Origin of the sequence: Mixta intestinalis, from assembly GCF_009914055.1 — a bacterium.
Lineage (GTDB): Bacteria > Pseudomonadota > Gammaproteobacteria > Enterobacterales > Enterobacteriaceae > Mixta > Mixta intestinalis.
Genome location: NZ_CP028271.1, coordinates 1,216,422 through 1,233,130, shown reverse-complemented (window position 1 = coordinate 1,233,130; position 16,709 = coordinate 1,216,422). Strand labels below are relative to the sequence as shown.

The window sequence follows — 16,709 nt, the reverse complement described above, 5'->3', positions numbered from 1 at the left end:
TTTCAGCCGCGTGCGACGGGACGTATAACCGTGGCGGTCAGACGTGAGCTACAGCAGAGACGATCGTCATTATCAAAGATATCGATCTGCCATACCTGATGCGTACGCCCCAGATGCAGCGCCCGACAACGTCCCCTGACCTCTCCTTTACTCACGGCACGCAGGTGGTTGGCATTGATTTCCAGCCCCACCAGCGTCTCCTCGCCTTCGGTGCAGAGATAGCCCGCCATCGAGCCCAGCGTTTCCGCCAGCGCCGCAGAGGCACCGCCGTGCAGCAGCCCAAACGGTTGACGGGTGCGCGCATCCACCGGCATCGTTGCTTCCAGCCCGTCATCGTGCAGCGCCGTCACGCGAATGCCCAAATGCGCTACCATAGTATCCGCGCCGAACGCGTTAATTTGCGCAAGCGTAGCCTGTCGTTTCCAGATTGCCATTACATCATCTCCAATAGCGCCTGCAGAGGATGGCGCATTCCATTGCCTTCAATACGCTTCACCTGGCTGCGGCAGGAGTAACCGGTCGCCAGACAACGCTGACGCGGCAACTTTTGCAGCTGTGGATGCCAGGAAAGCTCGTAGATACCGAGCGAGTTAGCGAGGTTTTTCGCTTCGTGTCCATAGGTGCCAGCCATGCCGCAGCAGCCGACATTGATATTTTCGAGGCGTGCGCCAAAGCGGGCGAAGATGGCGCGCCACTGTTCCGGCGTCGCGGGCAACGCGGTAACTTCCGTACAGTGGGCGAACAGATACCAGGCTTCGCCGGTCTGGGGCTGAATAGCGCGCTCCGCCAGCGCCTGATGCAGCCATTCATGTATCTGCAACACCTGAAAATCGCCGCGCCTGTCGCCCAGCGCCTGTTTATATTCATCACGATAACAGAGCACCAGTGCCGGATCGACGCCTACCATCGGCATTTCCAGCTTTGCCAGGCGGTTCAGCATGTCTGCGGTTTTCTGCGCGGTACGGGCGAATCGTTTCAGAAAACCTTTAATATGCTGTGCTTTGCCATTCGGCGAAAACGGCAGCAGTACCGGCTGATAGCCCAGTTTCTCAACCAGCCGCACAAAATCGGCCACCACCTGCGCTTCGTAATAGCTGGTAAAGGGATCCTGTACCACCAGCACCGTTTTTTCCCGGCGGGCGGCGTCAAATTGCTCCAGCTGCTCCAGCGTAACCGACGCGGCCTGATGGCCTGCCAGCTGCTGTTTCAGCGTAGGGGTAGAAAGCAGTGGCAGATCGACCATGCCGATATGGCGCTGGCTCAAATTACGCAACCAGGGCTGCTTAAGGAAAAAATTAAACACACGCGGCGCTCGCGCCATCAACGGCGCATAGCTTTCTACCGCCGCCACCAGATGATCGCTAACCGGGCGCAGATAGCGGCTGTGATAGAGCTGCAAAAAGCGCGAACGGAACGCCGGTACGTCAATTTTTATCGGGCACTGGGTGGAGCAGGCTTTGCAGGCGAGGCAGCCGGACATCGCCTCCTTCACTTCGTGCGAGAAATCATATTCCCCTTTACGCGCATACCAGCTGTTGCGGGTACGGGAGATCAGACCACGCAGGCTGATCGCCGCTTCAGGCAGCTGCCGCTCCAGCGCCAGCGGATCGACACCTTTTTCCGCCAGCAGACGCAGCCATTCACGCGTCAGCGAGGCGCGGCCCTTTGGCGAGTGAATGCGGTTGTGGGTAATTTTCATCGACGGACACATCGGGCTGCGCACGTCAAAATTAAAGCAGAGGCCGTTGCCGTTACACTCCAGCGCGCCGCGCCATTCGTTGCGCACGCTGAGCGGGATCTGGCGATCATAATAGCCGCGCTTCACGCCATCCACCTGCATCATCGGCTCATCCACGCCGAACGGCGTACAGATTTTACCGGGGTTGAGGCGGTTATCGGGATCGAAGGCTGCCTTGATGCGGCGCAGTTCGTTATAGAGCGTTTCGCCAAAAAATGCCGGACTGTACTGGGCGCGAAACCCTTTGCCATGTTCGCCCCACAGCAGGCCGCCATAGCGTGCCGTCAGCGCCACCACTTCGTCGGAGATCTGCTTCATCAGCATTTCCTGCTGCGGATCGCACATATCCAGCGCCGGACGCACGTGCAGCACTCCGGCGTCAACGTGCCCAAACATGCCGTAACTCAGCCCGTGGCTATCGAGCAGCGCACGAAACTCAGCGATATAGTCCGCCAGATGCGCAGGCGGCACCGCCGTATCTTCGACAAAGGGAATCGGCTTGGCGCGCCCTTTCGCATTCCCCAGCAGCCCCACCGCTTTTTTACGCATATTATAGATGCGTTCAATTTCTCCGGCGTCATTACAGAGCTGGTAACCGATAAGGCCGCCCTGCTGCTGCGCCATCAGCGCATCAAGCTGCTGGCACAGCGAGGCTACGCGATCGTCAATCAGCTGGCGATCGTCGCCGGCAAACTCGACGATATTGATGCCCAACATCTGCTGACCCGGCACATCGGTAATCAGTTCGCGCACCGAGTGCCAGACAATATCCTCACGCGCCAGATTCAGCACTTTTGAATCGATGGTTTCCACCGACAGCGCCTGTGCCTCCACCATCAGCGGCGCATTGCGCAGCGCCGAATCAAAAGAGTCATATTTAATATTGACCAGCCGCCGCACCGCTGGCAGCGGCGTGATATTCAGCCGCGCCTCGCTGATAAAGGCGAGTGTGCCCTCCGCGCCGCACAGAATGCGGGTGAGATCGAAGGTTTGCAGATCGTCACTCAGAACGTGACGTAAATCGTAGCCGGTAAGAAAACGGTTAAGCGCCGGAAATTTCTCCACGATCAACTCACGCTGTTCACGGCAGCGTGACAGTACGGCGTGACAGATACGTCCTTCCGGGGTCTGTTCGCTGGCAAGCTGCTCTGCCAGCGCCACCGGCATGGCGCGGGTATCGATGATATCACCGCCCAACAGCACCGCCCGCAGGCCCAGCACATGATCGGAGGTTTTACCGTACACCAGCGAACCCTGACCGGATGCATCGGTATTAATCATGCCGCCCAGCGTCGCCCGGTTGCTGGTAGAGAGTTCCGGTGAGAAGAAGTAGCCGTAAGGTTTAAGAAAAGCGTTAAGCTGATCCTTGATCACCCCAACCTCTACCCGCACCCAGCCCTGTTCAGGGTTAATCTCAAGGATGCGGTTCATATAGCGGGACATATCCACCACGATCCCCTGATTAAGGGACTGCCCGTTAGTGCCGGTGCCGCCGCCGCGCGGCGTAAACGTCAGGCGGGTAAACGCCGGTGCTGCGGCAACGCTGGCGATTAACGCCACATCCGCCGTGGAGCGCGGGAAAAGCGCCGCGTCCGGCAGCAGCTGATAAATACTGTTATCGGTAGAGAGCGTCAGCCGGTCGGCGTAGCTGGTGGCGATATCGCCGGTAAAACCACGCTGCTTCAGCGTATCCAGAAATGAAAGCACCAGCTGTACAAGGCCCGGCGCCTGAGAAATCTGTGGGATCATTATCGGGTGACCAATGTTGTGTATCGTTTGCGCTTGCTGTTTTATTGCGTGATTCTCGTTGTATCACATTTTTTTATGAGCTGCTGTTTTTTCAGGACGCATAAAAACTTAGCTTGCGTAACACTGTCGCAACGTGAAGAAATACCGCATTATTAGACGATAGCGGCAATGGGCCGTTGATGTCCGTAAGGCAAAAATTAAGGATCTTTTTTTGTATGAGAAAATTGCAACAGGATATGGATTTAACTCAGATCCTTTTCTCGCTGATGTTTATCCTGCTGATGATCGTCGCCTGCTTTTGGGTGGTGCAACCCTTTATCCTGGGGTTTGCATGGGCTTCGATGGTGGTTATCGCCACCTGGCCGCTGATGATCAAATTACAGGCGCTGCTCTGGGGACGGCGAACGCTGGCGATTATCGCCATGACGCTGATTCTGCTGCTGCTGTTTATCATTCCGGTTGCGCTGCTGGTTAATAGCTTAATTGATAACATCGGGCCGGTGGTCGCCTGGGCGACTTCGGGCGACGTGCATCTGCCGCAGCTGCGCTGGCTGACTGATGTTCCACTGATCGGCGATAAGCTCTACTCCAGCTACCATATGCTGCTGAACGGCGGCGGCAGCGCGCTGATTGCCAAAGTCCAGCCCTACGTGGGGCGCACCACCGGCTTTTTCGTTTCCCAGGCCGGGCACTTTGGGCGCTTCCTGCTGCACCTCGGCCTGATGCTGCTGTTCAGCGCGCTGCTCTACTGGCGCGGCGAGCAGGTAGGCAACGGCATTCGCCATTTTGCGTTTCGCCTTGCGGCGCGGCGTGGCGATGCGGCGGTGCTGCTGGCGGGCCAGGCGATCCGTGCGGTAGCGCTGGGCGTGGTGGTGACCGCGCTGGTACAGGGCGTACTGGGCGGTATCGGGCTGGCGCTCTCCGGCATTCCCTACGCCACGCTGCTGACGGTGCTGATGATTCTGTTCTGCCTGGTGCAGGCGGGGCCGCTGCCGGTGCTGGTTCCGGCGGTGATCTGGCTCTACTGGAGCGGCGATACCACCTGGGGAACCGTACTGCTGGTCTGGAGCTGCGTGGTAGGTACGCTGGATAACGTACTGCGTCCGGTGTTGATTCGTATGGGTGCCGATTTGCCGATGATCCTGATTCTGTCCGGCGTTATCGGCGGGCTGGTCGCTTTCGGTATGATTGGCCTGTTTATCGGCCCGGTCGTGCTGGCAGTCTCTTATCGACTGGTCTCAGTATGGATGCATGAGGCACCGATGCCGGATGAAGATCCTCAAGAAGTGGTGGAGGAACTGGCCGAACATGAAGAAGAAGTGAAGCAGTCAAACCACGCGCAATAATCCTGCCGCCGGGCGGCGCCTGCTGCCCGGCTCTGTTCCACACTATCGCAGCCTTTCATTTCCATTAGAGAAATTTAGCCATAACCTATTTTTTACATCTTTCGAGGTAGTACCACGCCGAAACTGATTACCACCACCACAGTTTTGTCCCCTGATTAACAGTTTACGTCTCACTAAATATTATGAATCGTTAACTAATAAGAGGATTCTTAGAGACGGCACACGCGTTGCTGAATACTATGAGAGCCATGTTTAGGATCAAACCCCTGATTTTTAAACAACCTTTTTCCCCTGAGTAAAGTGAAGAATTGCTGTGTGTAGTCTTTGCCCATCCCATGTGATGGGCTTTTTTTTTGCTTTTTTGCCTGTAAAAAAGGCCGGAGATTCCGGCCTTTAAACATAAGTTGCATTCTTAAGGAGTGTTTTACTTTATTTCGGCGAGGCTTAACCAGGTCTGAACGACGGTGTCGGGATTCAGCGACAGGCTGTCAATGCCTTCCTCCATTAACCAGGCGGCAAAATCCTGATGATCGGATGGCCCCTGCCCGCAGATACCGACATATTTGCCCTGCTGCTTCGCCGCGCGAATCGCCATTGAGAGCAGCGCTTTAACCGCCTCATTACGTTCGTCAAACAGCTCGGATACCACGCCGGAGTCACGATCCAGCCCCAGCGTCAGCTGCGTCATATCGTTAGAGCCGATCGAGAAGCCGTCAAAGTGTTGCAGAAACTGCTCCGCCAGCAGCGCGTTGGAAGGGATTTCGCACATCATAATCACTTTCAGGCCATTCTCGCCGCGCTTCAGCCCCTGGCGCGCCAGCTCGTCAATCACTGCTTCCGCCTGCGCTACGGTACGCACAAAGGGAATCATGATCTCAACATTGGTCAGGCCCATCTCATTACGCACGCGCTTCACCGCCTCGCATTCCAGAGCAAAACAGTCGCGGAAACGATCCGCCACGTAGCGTCCGGCACCGCGGAAGCCCAGCATCGGGTTCTCTTCTTCCGGCTCGTAGCGTTCACCGCCGACCAGGTTGGCATACTCGTTGGATTTAAAGTCAGAAAGCCGCACGATAACGCGCTTCGGCGCAAATGCTGCGCCCAGCGTGGCGATACCTTCCGTCAAACGCGCTACATAGAACTCCACCGGATCGTCAAAGCCCTTCATCAGCTCACGAATCTGCTGTTGCAGCTCTGGCGTCTGCTGGTCGAATTCCAGCAATGCTTTAGGATGCACGCCGATCATGCGGTTAATAATGAACTCAAGGCGCGCCAGACCTACGCCCTCGTTGGGTAGGCAAGCGAAATCAAAAGCGCGATCGGGGTTACCGACGTTCATCATAATCTTCAACGGCAACACAGGCATTTCATCCACCTGCGAACTCTTCACTTCAAAATCGAGCAGATCGTCATAAACGTAGCCGGTATCCCCTTCGGCACAGGACACCGTAACCTTATGTCCATCCTTTAAACGCTCGGTGGCGTCGCCGCAGCCCACTACCGCCGGAATACCCAGCTCACGGGCGATAATCGCCGCGTGACAGGTACGCCCACCACGGTTAGTAACAATGGCCGCCGCCTTTTTCATAATCGGTTCCCAGTCAGGATCGGTCATATCGGTAACCAGCACGTCTCCTTTCTGGATACGGTTCATCTCACTGATATCATGAATGACCTTCACTTCCCCGGCACCGATACGGTGGCCGATTGCCCGACCTTCGGTAACGATTTTGCCTTTACCGTGCAGCGTATAGCGCTCCATCACCTGACCGTTAGAACGAACGGTTTCAGGACGCGCCTGTACGATGTAAAGCTTACCGGTATGCCCATCTTTGGCCCATTCGATATCCATCGGGCGCTTGTAGTGCTGTTCAATTTGTATCGCCTGACGCGCCAGCGCCTGCACCTCATCATCGCTGAGGCAGAAGCGATCGCGATCCGCTTCCGGCACATCTTCGATTTTTACCTGCTCACCGTGCGCCTGCGAATCGGCATATACCATACGAATTTTTTTCGAGCCCATATTGCGACGCACAATGGACGGACGATTAGCCTGTAGCGTCGGTTTATGCACATAGAACTCATCGGGGTTTACCGCGCCCTGCACCACCATTTCACCCAGCCCCCAGGCCGCGGTGATAAATACTACCTGGTCGAAGCCCGATTCGGTATCGATGGTAAACATAACGCCGGAAGAGGCGCGATCGGAGCGCACCATGCGCTGTACGCCTGCGGAAAGTGCCACGCCACGGTGATCGTAGCCCTGATGCACGCGGTAAGAGATAGCGCGATCGTTAAACAGCGAGGCGTAAACGTGCTTCACCGCCACCATTACCGCATCAATGCCCTGCACGTTAAGGAAAGTTTCCTGCTGCCCGGCAAAGGAGGCGTCAGGCATATCTTCTGCGGTAGCCGACGATCGCACGGCAAATGAGGCATCGGCATCATCCGCCGACAGCTGCTCATAGGCTTCACGAATCGCCTCTTCCAGCTCCGGCTGAAAAGGCGTTTCCACGATCCACTGACGGATCTGCTTGCCCGCTTTCGCCAGCTCGTCGACATCATCAATATCGGTTTGGTCCAGCAGCGTATAAATACGCTGGTTAACGCCGCTCTGATCGAGAAATAGATTAAATGCTTCAGCGGTGGTCGCAAAACCGTCCGGGACGGATACTCCGAGCGACGACAGATTAGTAATCATTTCACCGAGAGAGGCATTTTTGCCTCCCACGCGATCGACATCATGCATGCCTAACTGGCTATACCAGAGCACTAGCGGCATTTCGCCTGTATTGGACATTGAGACAATCCTTTTATGATCATTTAAGGGGGGCATAAGGACAAAAAATGGTTTTTTTGCGCTTATTTAGCCTGGCACAGCGCATTGCAAAAGCGAAATTGTTGAATCGTTCAAGCTGGAAAAAAAAGATATTTTAAGAAAACTCCGTCTAATTAAATTCGTTTGCGCAACGGAATTTTATTTCAATAAAAACTTAAAAATCAAACATATAAATAAATGTAAGCGTTTTACCTGGTTTATTGCGTTGCGCAAACAGCCAGGGCCGTTTTTTACTTCTCCCTGTGGCGTTGAGCAGTAAAAAATTTAAATTATTGGGAACGCTATTTCATTTATTTATAAAATCCCGCCCGAAGTTGAATAAATTAAAACAAAATAATCATATTAAAATATAATGGAATTTTTATTTTACCGGAAGAGAGAAATTGCTGATTGCCTTCCGGCAAATTATCCGCCAGGCTCAACGCATCCTGCCTAAGAGGGAATGATAATGACAGCAGAACGCAGCGTTTTTTATATCTCCGACGGGACCGCCATCACCGCTGAGGTGCTGGGTCATGCGGTGATGTCTCAGTTTCCGGTTACCGCCAGCAGCTTTACCCTGCCTTTTGTGGAAAACGTCCAGCGCGCGCAGGCGGTAAAGGCGCAGATCAACGCCATCTTTCAACAAAGCGGACTGCGTCCGTTGGTCTTTTTTTCTATCGTGCAGCCGGAAGTGCGCGAAGTCATCCTGCAAAGCGAGGGGTTTTGCCAGGATATCGTTCAGGCACTGGTTGCGCCGTTGCAGCAGGAGCTGGGGATCCCGCCTGCTCCGGTCGTTCACCGGACCCACGGCCTGACCGCCAGCAACCTCGGTAAATATGATGCACGTATCGCAGCGATTGATTACACCCTGGCGCATGATGACGGCATCTCACTGCGTGGACTGGATGAGGCGCAGGTAATTTTACTCGGCGTCTCGCGCTGCGGTAAAACGCCGACCAGCCTCTATCTGGCGATGCAGTTTGGCGTACGCGCCGCCAACTATCCATTTATCGCTGATGATATGGATAACCTGAAGCTGCCTCCGGCACTGAAACCCCATCAGCATAAGCTGTTCGGTCTGACTATCGATCCTGAACGACTGGTGGCTATCCGTCAGGAACGTGCGGAGAATACCCGCTACGCATCGATGCGACAGTGCCGCCTTGAAGTGGGCGAAGTCGAAGCGCTGTTTCGCTCCCACCAGATCCGTTACCTCAACAGTACCAATTATTCAGTCGAAGAGATCGCCACCAAAATACTCGATATTATGGGGCTGACACGCCGAATGTATTAAGCCTTAGCGCCGCAAATCTACCGCCGGTTGATGCGGCGCAACCGTTCTACCTCTTACAGACGGTTGAATTTATGTCTGATTGGTTTATTGTGATCCCCATCACTTCCCGGCACTTCAGCCGCTGCGAAGACACCATTTCGAGATTTCAATGAACAAAACGGATGAACTGCGTACCGCGCGCATCGATACGCTGGTGACGCCCGCTACGCTGGCCCAACAGTACCCCATTACTGAGAGTATTGCCGCCAACGTGACGGCAGCCCGGCAGCGCATCGCGCGTATTCTCAACGGCGACGATGCGCGCCTGCTGGTGATTATCGGCCCCTGTTCGCTACACGACCCACGCGCCGCGCTCGATTACGCCGCACGGCTTAAGGTGCTGCGCGACCGCTATCAGGATCGGCTGGAAATCGTTATGCGCACCTATTTTGAAAAACCGCGCACCGTGGTGGGCTGGAAAGGGCTGATTTCCGATCCCTGCCTCGACGGCTCGTTTCGCGTTAACGAAGGGCTGGGCATCGCGCGTAAGCTGTTGCTGGATATCAACGCCTTAGGTCTGCCAACCGCCACCGAATTTCTGGATATGGTGATCGGGCAGTTTATTGCCGATCTCATCAGCTGGGGAGCCATTGGCGCTCGCACCACGGAAAGCCAGATTCATCGTGAGATGGCCTCGGCGCTCTCCTGTCCGGTCGGTTTTAAAAACGGCACCGATGGCAATACGCGTATTGCGATTGATGCCATTCGCGCCGCCAGAGTCAGCCATATGTTTCTTTCGCCCGATAAGCATGGGCAGATGACCATCTATCAGACCAGCGGCAATCCTTCCGGCCATATTATTATGCGCGGCGGCAAGGTGCCCAACTATCACCCGCAGGATATCGCCCAGGCGGCAGCCAGCCTGCGGGCATTCGATCTGCCTGAGCGGCTGGTGATCGATTTCAGCCACGGCAACTGTCTGAAGCAGCATCGTCGTCAGTGCGAGGTGGCAGAATCAGTGGCACAGCAGATTCGTGATGGCTCACGCGCTATTGCGGGCGTGATGATTGAGAGCTTTTTACAGGAAGGCAACCAGCCGGTAGTAAGCGGTCAGCCGCTGAACTATGGTCAGTCGATTACCGATCCCTGCCTGAGCTGGGAACAGAGCGAAGCAGTGCTGGCGCTGCTGGATGAGGCGGTCGCAAGCCGCTTTTGAGGCTCGCCCTTAACCGCAGATAACAAGCCGGTCACCGACCGGCTTTTTTATGCGCTGGCGGCGGCTAGCTGGAACAGCTAACCTCGATTTTTTTACTCCAGTCTGGCGGACGTCGCGTTAAATCGGCAAATTCAGGCGCATCGCTGAAGGGATCGCTAAGCGCCCGATGCAGATGCTGTAGCATGGTGATATCGCCCTGCTCCGCGCCGTCAATCGCCTGCTGCGCCAGATAGTTACGCAGGATCACCGCCGGATTTACCGACTTCATCAGGCGCTGGCGCTCTTCATCGCTGCGCTCATCTTTTAACAAACGCTGCTGGTAACGCTGATACCACTCGTCAAAGGCAGCGCGATCGATAAATTCATCACGCAATGGCGAGCGGCTCTCCCGCTGCTGTACTTCACTGAGCATACGGAACGTTCGGGTATAATCGCTGCCCTCCCGGCTCATTAACGCCAGCAGGCCAGTCAGCAGATCGTTATCCTCTTTTTGCGGCGTCAGCAAGCCCAGTTTGGCCCGCATGTTTTCGCCCCAGGCAGCCATCAGCGCTGGCTCATAGCCGCTGAGCGCCTGGCGTAACCGATCGGCACTTAGCAGATCGGATAAAGCGTGTGCCAGCCGGTTAAGGTTCCACAGGCCAATCATCGGCTGATTATCAAAAGCGTAGCGCCCCTGGTAATCAGAGTGGTTACAGATATAGCCCGGCTGATAGTCGTCCAGAAAACCGTAGGGCCCGTAATCAAGCGTCAGTCCCAGCACCGACATATTATCGGTATTCATCACGCCGTGTGCAAAACCGACGCTTTGCCAGGCGGCGATAAGCCGTGCGGTGCGCGCCACCACGTCGCTGAACCACAGCAGATAGCGATCGCTCTCCTGCTCCAGCATGGGCCAGTGATGACGAATAAGGTAATCCGCCAGCTGCCGCACTTTTTGCGTCTGCCCCTGATAGAAGAAGTGCTCGAAGTGGCCAAAACGGGCATGGCTTTCCGCCACGCGTAGCAGCATTGCGCCTCGTTCCTTTGTCTCGCGGTAAACCGGTTCATCGCTGGTGACAATGGTTAAGGCACGACTGCCGGGGATACCCAGATGAAAGATCGCTTCAGAAGCGAGGAATTCACGAATGGTAGAACGCAACACCGCGCGTCCGTCGCCCATGCGCGAGTACGGTGTCAAACCTGCGCCTTTCAGGTGCCAGTCAAACTTACGCCCATCCGCCAGCTGCTGCTCGCCCAGCAGAATACCGCGCCCGTCGCCCAGCTGTCCGGCCCAGACGCCAAACTGGTGTCCGCTGTAAACCTGCGCCAGCGGCGCCATACCTGGCAACAGGGTTTCACCGCACCAGACGGCGGATTTTTCCGGCGTAAACCAGCTTTCATCCAGCCCCAGCTCGCCAGCCAGCGCCGCGTTATGATAGAGCAGGCGTGCATTTTTGAGTGGTGTAGGATTCAACGCGGTATAGAATCCGCCTAATTCATCATGCCAGGTATTGTTAAAATTCATGCTTCCTCCGGTTACCGCATTAAGGTTTAAGTGTAAACCTGAAGTGATGCAGTAAACAGCGGAAGGAAAAGCTTTCTCAGCAGCGCCAGCCGGAAAAGCCGCCTGGCGGCTCGGTTAAGGTAGTCAGCTGAGTTTCCGGCACCGGCGGGAACAGCGCCCCCTGAAGGCCGCTAAAGGCAAAGGAAGAAATTTTTTCCAGCGTATCGGCGCTGTCCACGCCCTGCACGATAAACTGCTGACAGTGATCGCTCAGCTGCTGAATCAGCGCCTTCAGCATCGAAGGAAAAGAGGCGCGCTTCAGCGCCTGCTGCAAAAAATAGCGATCCAGCTTAATGCGCGTAAACAGATTATCGTAAACCGCTTTTGCCGGAGCTTTGCCTGAACCAAAGTTGCTCAGGGTTAATTTAAAATTATCGCTTAGCGCGCTTAATACCGGGTTATCCCTGCCCGCTTTAAAATCGGGGAAGCTTTCGCTAAGCGCTAACTCCAGCGCCGACAGTGAACGTAATTTCCTGAGCAGGACATCACTGGATAAAATAATGCGGGCCAGATAGCGATCGAGACTCAATACCACCGCGATGCTATTTTTCAGGAAAAAATCGTGATAACGCTCAATAACAGCGATTTGCTTTTGCAGAGTTTGCAAACGCTGCTCGTCATTAAACTGCGTCAGCAAAATATCCTGCGGCACGCTAACCTGATGTACAGAATCAATAAAACGGGACAGAAGATCCACGGCGATAAGCCTCCCGTTTAACGCGTAAACGGGATTGAATGCGGTATGAATAGAATAATCAGCAAAATTTCTGGTTGTCATTTTTTAGCCATAAAGAAGTGGCAATTTGCGCATCCTATCTCAGGCACTGATGACTATCAATAGCATCATTAATGTTACAACCCGAGAGAAACTGCACGTCACCCCAATTAACTCATTGAAAAACGGTAACTCAAGACAAATGCGACATAACCAGCGCTAATATTTTCTGTATTCAACTTATTAAAATATAAGTTTAAATAATGATTATCTGTACTGCGCACGTGATATCTCACTTAAGGAACAATCAGGTACGCAGCTAATGAAATAGGGTTTCATAAGTTATGAAATAAATGCTAAGAAAATCATTTTTTCATGAATCAAGCGATGATTAAATACGCTTAATCTGATTCAGATATGTTTTTTCAAAGGCGTTTTAGATGCGCCGGGCCTGCCAAAAAACTTTTTGCCAGTAGCTGTTATCCAGCGAAGATCGGATTACCCCCTGACTGGTAGAAGCGTGAATAAATTGATTATCGGTGTCATAGATACCGACGTGCAGGCCATTATCACCACGTCCGGTTTTAAAAAAGACCAGATCGCCCGGCAGCAGCTGATCTTTATCGATGCGTGTGCCAATATCGGTTTGCGCGCGCGTGGTACGCGGCAACTGGAGATTAAACCGCTCACGGAAGGTTAAATAAACAAAGCCTGAGCAATCCACACCGCGTCGGCTGAGGCCACCGTAGCGATAAGGCGTCCTGTGCCAGCGGCTTAGCTGATCGTTGAGTTCAGCAATCACGGTAATAGAATCGGAAAGGCGGCTGTTGGGCGGCGGCGCGTGATGGCTACAGCCGACCATAAGAAAACTAAGTAACAGCAACACGCCGATTCGCATAACCTGAGTCCTTCCTGATATGAGCGTAACGGAGCTAAATGTAACGGTAAAAGTGCGGCGCTGGCAATGGCTTCAGCGTAGCTCTCCGGCAATTAACCAGCTTTCGCCATCGGCCTCCAGCCGACGAAAAGAGAGATCGTAAACGGCACTCAGCGTAGCGGGCTGCATAACCGTCTCCACGCTGCCCTGCTGGATGACCTTGCCGCTACGCATCAGCCAGACGCGCTGCGCCTGATGCAGGCTGTGATTAATATCGTGCCCGCTAAGCATGACCGCGCCACCCGCCGCACGAAACGCGTTAAGCTGGTTATCCAGCGCACGCTGCTGCGCCACATCCAGCCCACCGTAAGGTTCATCAAGCAACAGCAACCCAGGCGGCCGATCAACCTGCGCCCATACCTGAAGCAATACCGCCGTCAGCCTCACCCGCTGCCATTCCCCGCCGGAGAGCTGCATCACCGAACGCGTCAGCTTATTCTCCAGCTGAAAAGCGTGCAGCAACTGCGGCAGTAACCTTTCCGATAGCGATGAGGTAACGATGTGCTGCTGTAGATAATGCCAGACGGCCATCTCTCCCGGCGGCGGCTGTTGCTGCGGTAGCCAGGCCCGACGCCGCGCCAGCGCTTTTGGTGACCATGCTTTTAGCGAACGCTCATCCAGCCGCACCTCGCCCTGCCCGGTCAGCAGACCGGCAACGCGCGCCAGCAGCGTGCTTTTTCCGGCACCGTTAGGGCCGAGCAGATGTACGATTTCGCCAGCGCTAACCTGGCCGCTAAAGGGATGCAGGCGACCGGCTACCGCCGCCTGTTCTACTGTTAACATCCTATTTCGCCAGCGCGAGCTTAATGCTTTCCATCACAATCGGGTCTTCCGGCGTCATATCGGGGGCGAAACGCTGTATCACTTCGCCATCACGTCCCACCAGGAACTTTTCGAAGTTCCATAAGATATCGCCCTTCTCTTTCGGCGCGCGTCCTTTGCTGGCCATGCGCTCATAGAAACCGCTGTTTTCCGGCTCTACCGCTTCCGGGCGCGCCGCAATCAGCTGCTGATAGAGCGGATGGCGCTGCGGACCGTTAACCTCAATTTTGCTGAACATGGGAAAGGTGACACCATAACGCGTGGAGCAAAACTGCTGAATTTCTTCATTGCTGCCCGGCTCCTGGCCGAGAAACGCGTTACAGGGAAAGCCCAGCACGTTAAAGCCCGACTGATGCCAGGCGCGCTGAAGGTTTTCCAGTTCCTGATACTGCGGCGTCAGGCCGCACTCCGAAGCGACGTTAACGATCAGCAGCACATCGCCTTGCCATTGACCCAGCGTTGTCCGGGTTCCATCCAGCATAACCAGTTCGGTATCATAAATGCTCATGTGCGTTTCCTGTCCTGATGGGTGATGCAGCATCCTTAACGATGCTGCGTGAGAAGCAGCCAAATAAACAGCGGTGCGCCCAGCGTGGCTGTGACCACGCCAATCGGCAATTCCGCTGCGCTGAGTAACAGCCTGGCAAGGATATCGGCAGCCAGCAACACGCTACTGCCAGCCAACGCGCTGGCGGGCAGCAGCGTACGGTAGTCGGTCAGGCCGTTAAGACGCAGCAAATGCGGTACCACCAGCCCGATAAAGCCAATTGCACCGGCCAGCGCCACGCTAACGCCTACCAGCCAGCCAATCGCCACCACCAGCAAATTACGCCAGAGAAAAACCGCCAGACCCAGCTGCCGCGCGCTGGTTTCCCCCAGCGCCAGCAGGTTTAATACCTTTGCCTGTGCGCCCAACCAGCAGAGCACCGGCAGCAGCGCCAGCATCAGCCAGCGATAGCGCCAGTCGATGCCGCTAAAGCCGCCCATCATCCAGTACATTAGCTGGCGCAAATCGAGGTTGCTGCTGAAATAGACCACCCAGGTCATTATCGCGCTACAGATAATCCCCAGCGCCACGCCCGCCAGCAGAAGTCGGCTGTTGGAGAGGTGTCGCCGGGCAAAAAAGAGCAGTATGGTCGTTACCAGCAGCGCGCCGGCCATCGCCGCCAGGCTGAACGCCCAAAAATCACCGTTGCCCAGCAGCACGCAGAGTACCAGCCCCACGCCCGCACCGTTCGATACGCCCAGCAGACCCGGCTCCGCCAGCGGATTTTCAAACAGCGCCTGCATGACGCAGCCTGCCATCGCCAGCGCAGCCCCCACCAGTAATACGCTGAGGGTACGCGGTAACCGCAGCTGCCAGACGAACAGCTCGCCTTCCGGGGTGAACCAGCGGTCAGGTAAAATCCACGTTTCACCGGCACAAAGCGCGATCAGCGTCATGCCTGCCGCCACAGCGGTTAAGCAGAATAGCCAGCGCCGGGCGCGGCAATCTGCCTTACGCGAGAGTTCATTTAACAGCGACATAGCCTTGGTTTTACAAGAAAAACAGTGATTTGATTGTAGTGGCTGGCGGAAAAAAAGAAAGCGCTAAGGCGAGGAATAAGCGGACGAGCGACACCTCGTCCACCCTGTCAGTTAGCTGTGTGGATGAAAACCGGCGCGGCGATCCGGCGCACCATGCCCGTCATGTTCCGCAGTCAGTCGATCGCCGTCGTGCATATCATGATGCGCTACCGGTCGGTTATGCTCTGCCGGACGGCGATGCGGCTCCGCATGATGCTGCGGCGGATGCGGCTGCCAGCCATTACCGTTCCAGTATCCATGCGGCCCCCTTTCCCCCAGATTACGCCCATGATGCACCCGCCACCACTCAGGGGCTCGCCAGTCATAGCCGTCCCAGTAATTACCGTGACGATCGCGATCGCCAATATGTATCGTGATACCGGCGGGGGCAATATCAAACGAAACAGCGGCGTTACTCACGGCGGGCACGCCCAACAGCAGGCTAAGCGCGATAGCAGAAACAGCAGTTTTTATTTTCATCAGGGTAACCTCATCGTGTGTTCCCCGTTTTTATACCGTCGACGCCTGGGAGTCACTATCAGTCACGGACGATTTTCAGCTTATTTTCCGGCCGTTTACGCTTTACTTACATTGTGCAGCGATAATGAAATTCACACGGCCGCCGCTGGTTAATGGACATAAAAAAGCCGCTCCGGAGAGCGGCCTTTTGCCTGACAGTCAGTCAGCTGTTTTTCGGGGATGCGTTTTCGACGCGGCTTTTCAGCTTTTGTCCTGGGCGAAAAGTCACCACGCGACGCGCGGTGATAGGAATATCTTCGCCGGTTTTTGGGTTGCGTCCCGGCCGTTGATTTTTATCGCGAAGATCAAAATTGCCAAATCCAGACAGTTTGACCTGCTCACCATTTTCTAAAGCTCTCCTGACCTCTTCAAAAAACAGTTCAACCAGCTCTTTGGCATCCCGTTTACTCAGTCCCAGCTTTTCAAACAGGTATTCCGACATATCAGCTTTTGTAAGCGCCATA

Annotated in this window: 14 protein-coding genes and 1 other RNA gene; 4 read left to right on the top strand and 11 right to left on the bottom strand. The window is 55.1% G+C overall.

The annotated features are described in order from the left end of the window. Positions 1 to 2: 2 nt before the first annotated feature. The gene (locus C7M51_RS05815) at positions 3 to 434 is read right to left on the bottom strand and encodes a hotdog fold thioesterase (protein WP_160620914.1); all 432 of its coding nucleotides are present in this window, start codon (positions 432 to 434) and stop codon (positions 3 to 5) included. Then, positions 434 to 3,487, bottom strand: coding sequence for a D-2-hydroxyglutarate dehydrogenase YdiJ (gene ydiJ / locus C7M51_RS05810; RefSeq protein ID WP_160620913.1), 3,054 nt, complete (start codon positions 3,485 to 3,487; stop codon positions 434 to 436). Before ydiJ ends, C7M51_RS05815 begins: the two co-directional genes overlap by 1 nt. Before the next feature lie 215 nt (positions 3,488 to 3,702). Here ydiJ and ydiK point away from each other — a divergent pair, with 215 nt between their 5' ends. Further along, a complete protein-coding gene (ydiK, locus tag C7M51_RS05805; RefSeq protein WP_160620912.1) occupies positions 3,703 to 4,833 on the top strand; it encodes an AI-2E family transporter YdiK in 1,131 nt (376 codons plus the stop codon). A 246-nt stretch (positions 4,834 to 5,079) separates the two neighbouring features. After that, positions 5,080 to 5,189, top strand: an RNA gene (gene rprA, locus C7M51_RS05800) — antisense sRNA RprA. A gap of 68 nt (positions 5,190 to 5,257) precedes the next feature. Here the strand turns inward: rprA and ppsA are convergent. Further along, on the bottom strand, positions 5,258 to 7,633 hold the full coding sequence (gene ppsA / locus C7M51_RS05795; RefSeq protein WP_160620911.1) for a phosphoenolpyruvate synthase: 2,376 nt from the start codon (positions 7,631 to 7,633) through the stop codon (positions 5,258 to 5,260). A gap of 481 nt (positions 7,634 to 8,114) precedes the next feature. Between ppsA and ppsR the strand changes: the two genes are divergently transcribed. Beyond that, positions 8,115 to 8,948 (top strand): posphoenolpyruvate synthetase regulatory kinase/phosphorylase PpsR, encoded by an 834-nt coding sequence (gene ppsR, locus C7M51_RS05790; RefSeq protein WP_160620910.1) that lies wholly within the window; start codon positions 8,115 to 8,117, stop codon positions 8,946 to 8,948. 148 nt (positions 8,949 to 9,096) lie between these two features. Beyond that, positions 9,097 to 10,143 carry a 3-deoxy-7-phosphoheptulonate synthase gene (locus tag C7M51_RS05785; RefSeq protein ID WP_160620909.1) on the top strand — a complete coding sequence of 349 codons (1,047 nt, stop codon included), beginning with the start codon at positions 9,097 to 9,099 and terminating at the stop codon, positions 10,141 to 10,143. A gap of 64 nt (positions 10,144 to 10,207) precedes the next feature. On the opposite strand, the gene C7M51_RS05780 is transcribed toward C7M51_RS05785, so the two are convergent. The 8 genes from C7M51_RS05780 to ihfA all read right to left on the bottom strand — a co-directional run bounded on the left by C7M51_RS05780 (position 10,208) and on the right by ihfA (position 16,708). Beyond that, entirely contained in the window at positions 10,208 to 11,647 is a 1,440-nt protein-coding gene (locus tag C7M51_RS05780) for a protein adenylyltransferase SelO (protein WP_160620908.1), read from the bottom strand. 76 nt (positions 11,648 to 11,723) lie between these two features. Further along, positions 11,724 to 12,383 (bottom strand): EAL domain-containing protein, encoded by a 660-nt coding sequence (locus tag C7M51_RS05775; RefSeq protein WP_244323805.1) that lies wholly within the window; start codon positions 12,381 to 12,383, stop codon positions 11,724 to 11,726. Positions 12,384 to 12,837: 454 nt separating this feature from the next. Next, positions 12,838 to 13,299 carry a C40 family peptidase gene (locus C7M51_RS05770; RefSeq protein ID WP_160620906.1) on the bottom strand — a complete coding sequence of 154 codons (462 nt, stop codon included), beginning with the start codon at positions 13,297 to 13,299 and terminating at the stop codon, positions 12,838 to 12,840. 72 nt (positions 13,300 to 13,371) lie between these two features. Then, on the bottom strand, positions 13,372 to 14,121 hold the full coding sequence (gene btuD / locus C7M51_RS05765; RefSeq protein ID WP_160620905.1) for a vitamin B12 ABC transporter ATP-binding protein BtuD: 750 nt from the start codon (positions 14,119 to 14,121) through the stop codon (positions 13,372 to 13,374). Between the two features lies 1 nt (position 14,122). Then, positions 14,123 to 14,668: a glutathione peroxidase gene (locus C7M51_RS05760; RefSeq protein ID WP_160620904.1), complete on the bottom strand. Its 546-nt coding sequence runs from the start codon at positions 14,666 to 14,668 to the stop codon at positions 14,123 to 14,125. A 35-nt stretch (positions 14,669 to 14,703) separates the two neighbouring features. After that, entirely contained in the window at positions 14,704 to 15,687 is a 984-nt protein-coding gene (btuC, locus tag C7M51_RS05755) for a vitamin B12 ABC transporter permease BtuC (protein ID WP_160620903.1), read from the bottom strand. Between the two features lie 111 nt (positions 15,688 to 15,798). Continuing rightward, entirely contained in the window at positions 15,799 to 16,206 is a 408-nt protein-coding gene (locus C7M51_RS05750) for a DUF2502 domain-containing protein (protein WP_160620902.1), read from the bottom strand. 202 nt (positions 16,207 to 16,408) lie between these two features. Continuing rightward, positions 16,409 to 16,708, bottom strand: a complete 300-nt coding sequence (gene ihfA, locus C7M51_RS05745) for an integration host factor subunit alpha (RefSeq protein WP_038626354.1) — start codon at positions 16,706 to 16,708, stop codon at positions 16,409 to 16,411. Position 16,709: the final 1 nt, after the last annotated feature.

What these genes read in the sequence shown, in the direction of transcription:
- ydiJ (WP_160620913.1), bottom strand. Translation starts at nt 3,487, where the DNA reads ATGATCCCACAGATTTCTCAGGCGCCGGGCCTTGTACAGCTGGTGCTT.
- btuC (WP_160620903.1), bottom strand. Translation starts at nt 15,687, where the DNA reads ATGTCGCTGTTAAATGAACTCTCGCGTAAGGCAGATTGCCGCGCCCGG.
- C7M51_RS05780 (WP_160620908.1), bottom strand. Translation starts at nt 11,647, where the DNA reads ATGAATTTTAACAATACCTGGCATGATGAATTAGGCGGATTCTATACC.
- ydiK (WP_160620912.1), top strand. Translation starts at nt 3,703, where the DNA reads ATGAGAAAATTGCAACAGGATATGGATTTAACTCAGATCCTTTTCTCG.
- ppsA (WP_160620911.1), bottom strand. Translation starts at nt 7,633, where the DNA reads ATGTCCAATACAGGCGAAATGCCGCTAGTGCTCTGGTATAGCCAGTTA.
- C7M51_RS05815 (WP_160620914.1), bottom strand. Translation starts at nt 434, where the DNA reads ATGGCAATCTGGAAACGACAGGCTACGCTTGCGCAAATTAACGCGTTC.
- ppsR (WP_160620910.1), top strand. Translation starts at nt 8,115, where the DNA reads ATGATAATGACAGCAGAACGCAGCGTTTTTTATATCTCCGACGGGACC.
- btuD (WP_160620905.1), bottom strand. Translation starts at nt 14,121, where the DNA reads ATGTTAACAGTAGAACAGGCGGCGGTAGCCGGTCGCCTGCATCCCTTT.
- ihfA (WP_038626354.1), bottom strand. Translation starts at nt 16,708, where the DNA reads ATGGCGCTTACAAAAGCTGATATGTCGGAATACCTGTTTGAAAAGCTG.
- C7M51_RS05760 (WP_160620904.1), bottom strand. Translation starts at nt 14,668, where the DNA reads ATGAGCATTTATGATACCGAACTGGTTATGCTGGATGGAACCCGGACA.
- C7M51_RS05770 (WP_160620906.1), bottom strand. Translation starts at nt 13,299, where the DNA reads ATGCGAATCGGCGTGTTGCTGTTACTTAGTTTTCTTATGGTCGGCTGT.
- C7M51_RS05750 (WP_160620902.1), bottom strand. Translation starts at nt 16,206, where the DNA reads ATGAAAATAAAAACTGCTGTTTCTGCTATCGCGCTTAGCCTGCTGTTG.
- C7M51_RS05785 (WP_160620909.1), top strand. Translation starts at nt 9,097, where the DNA reads ATGAACAAAACGGATGAACTGCGTACCGCGCGCATCGATACGCTGGTG.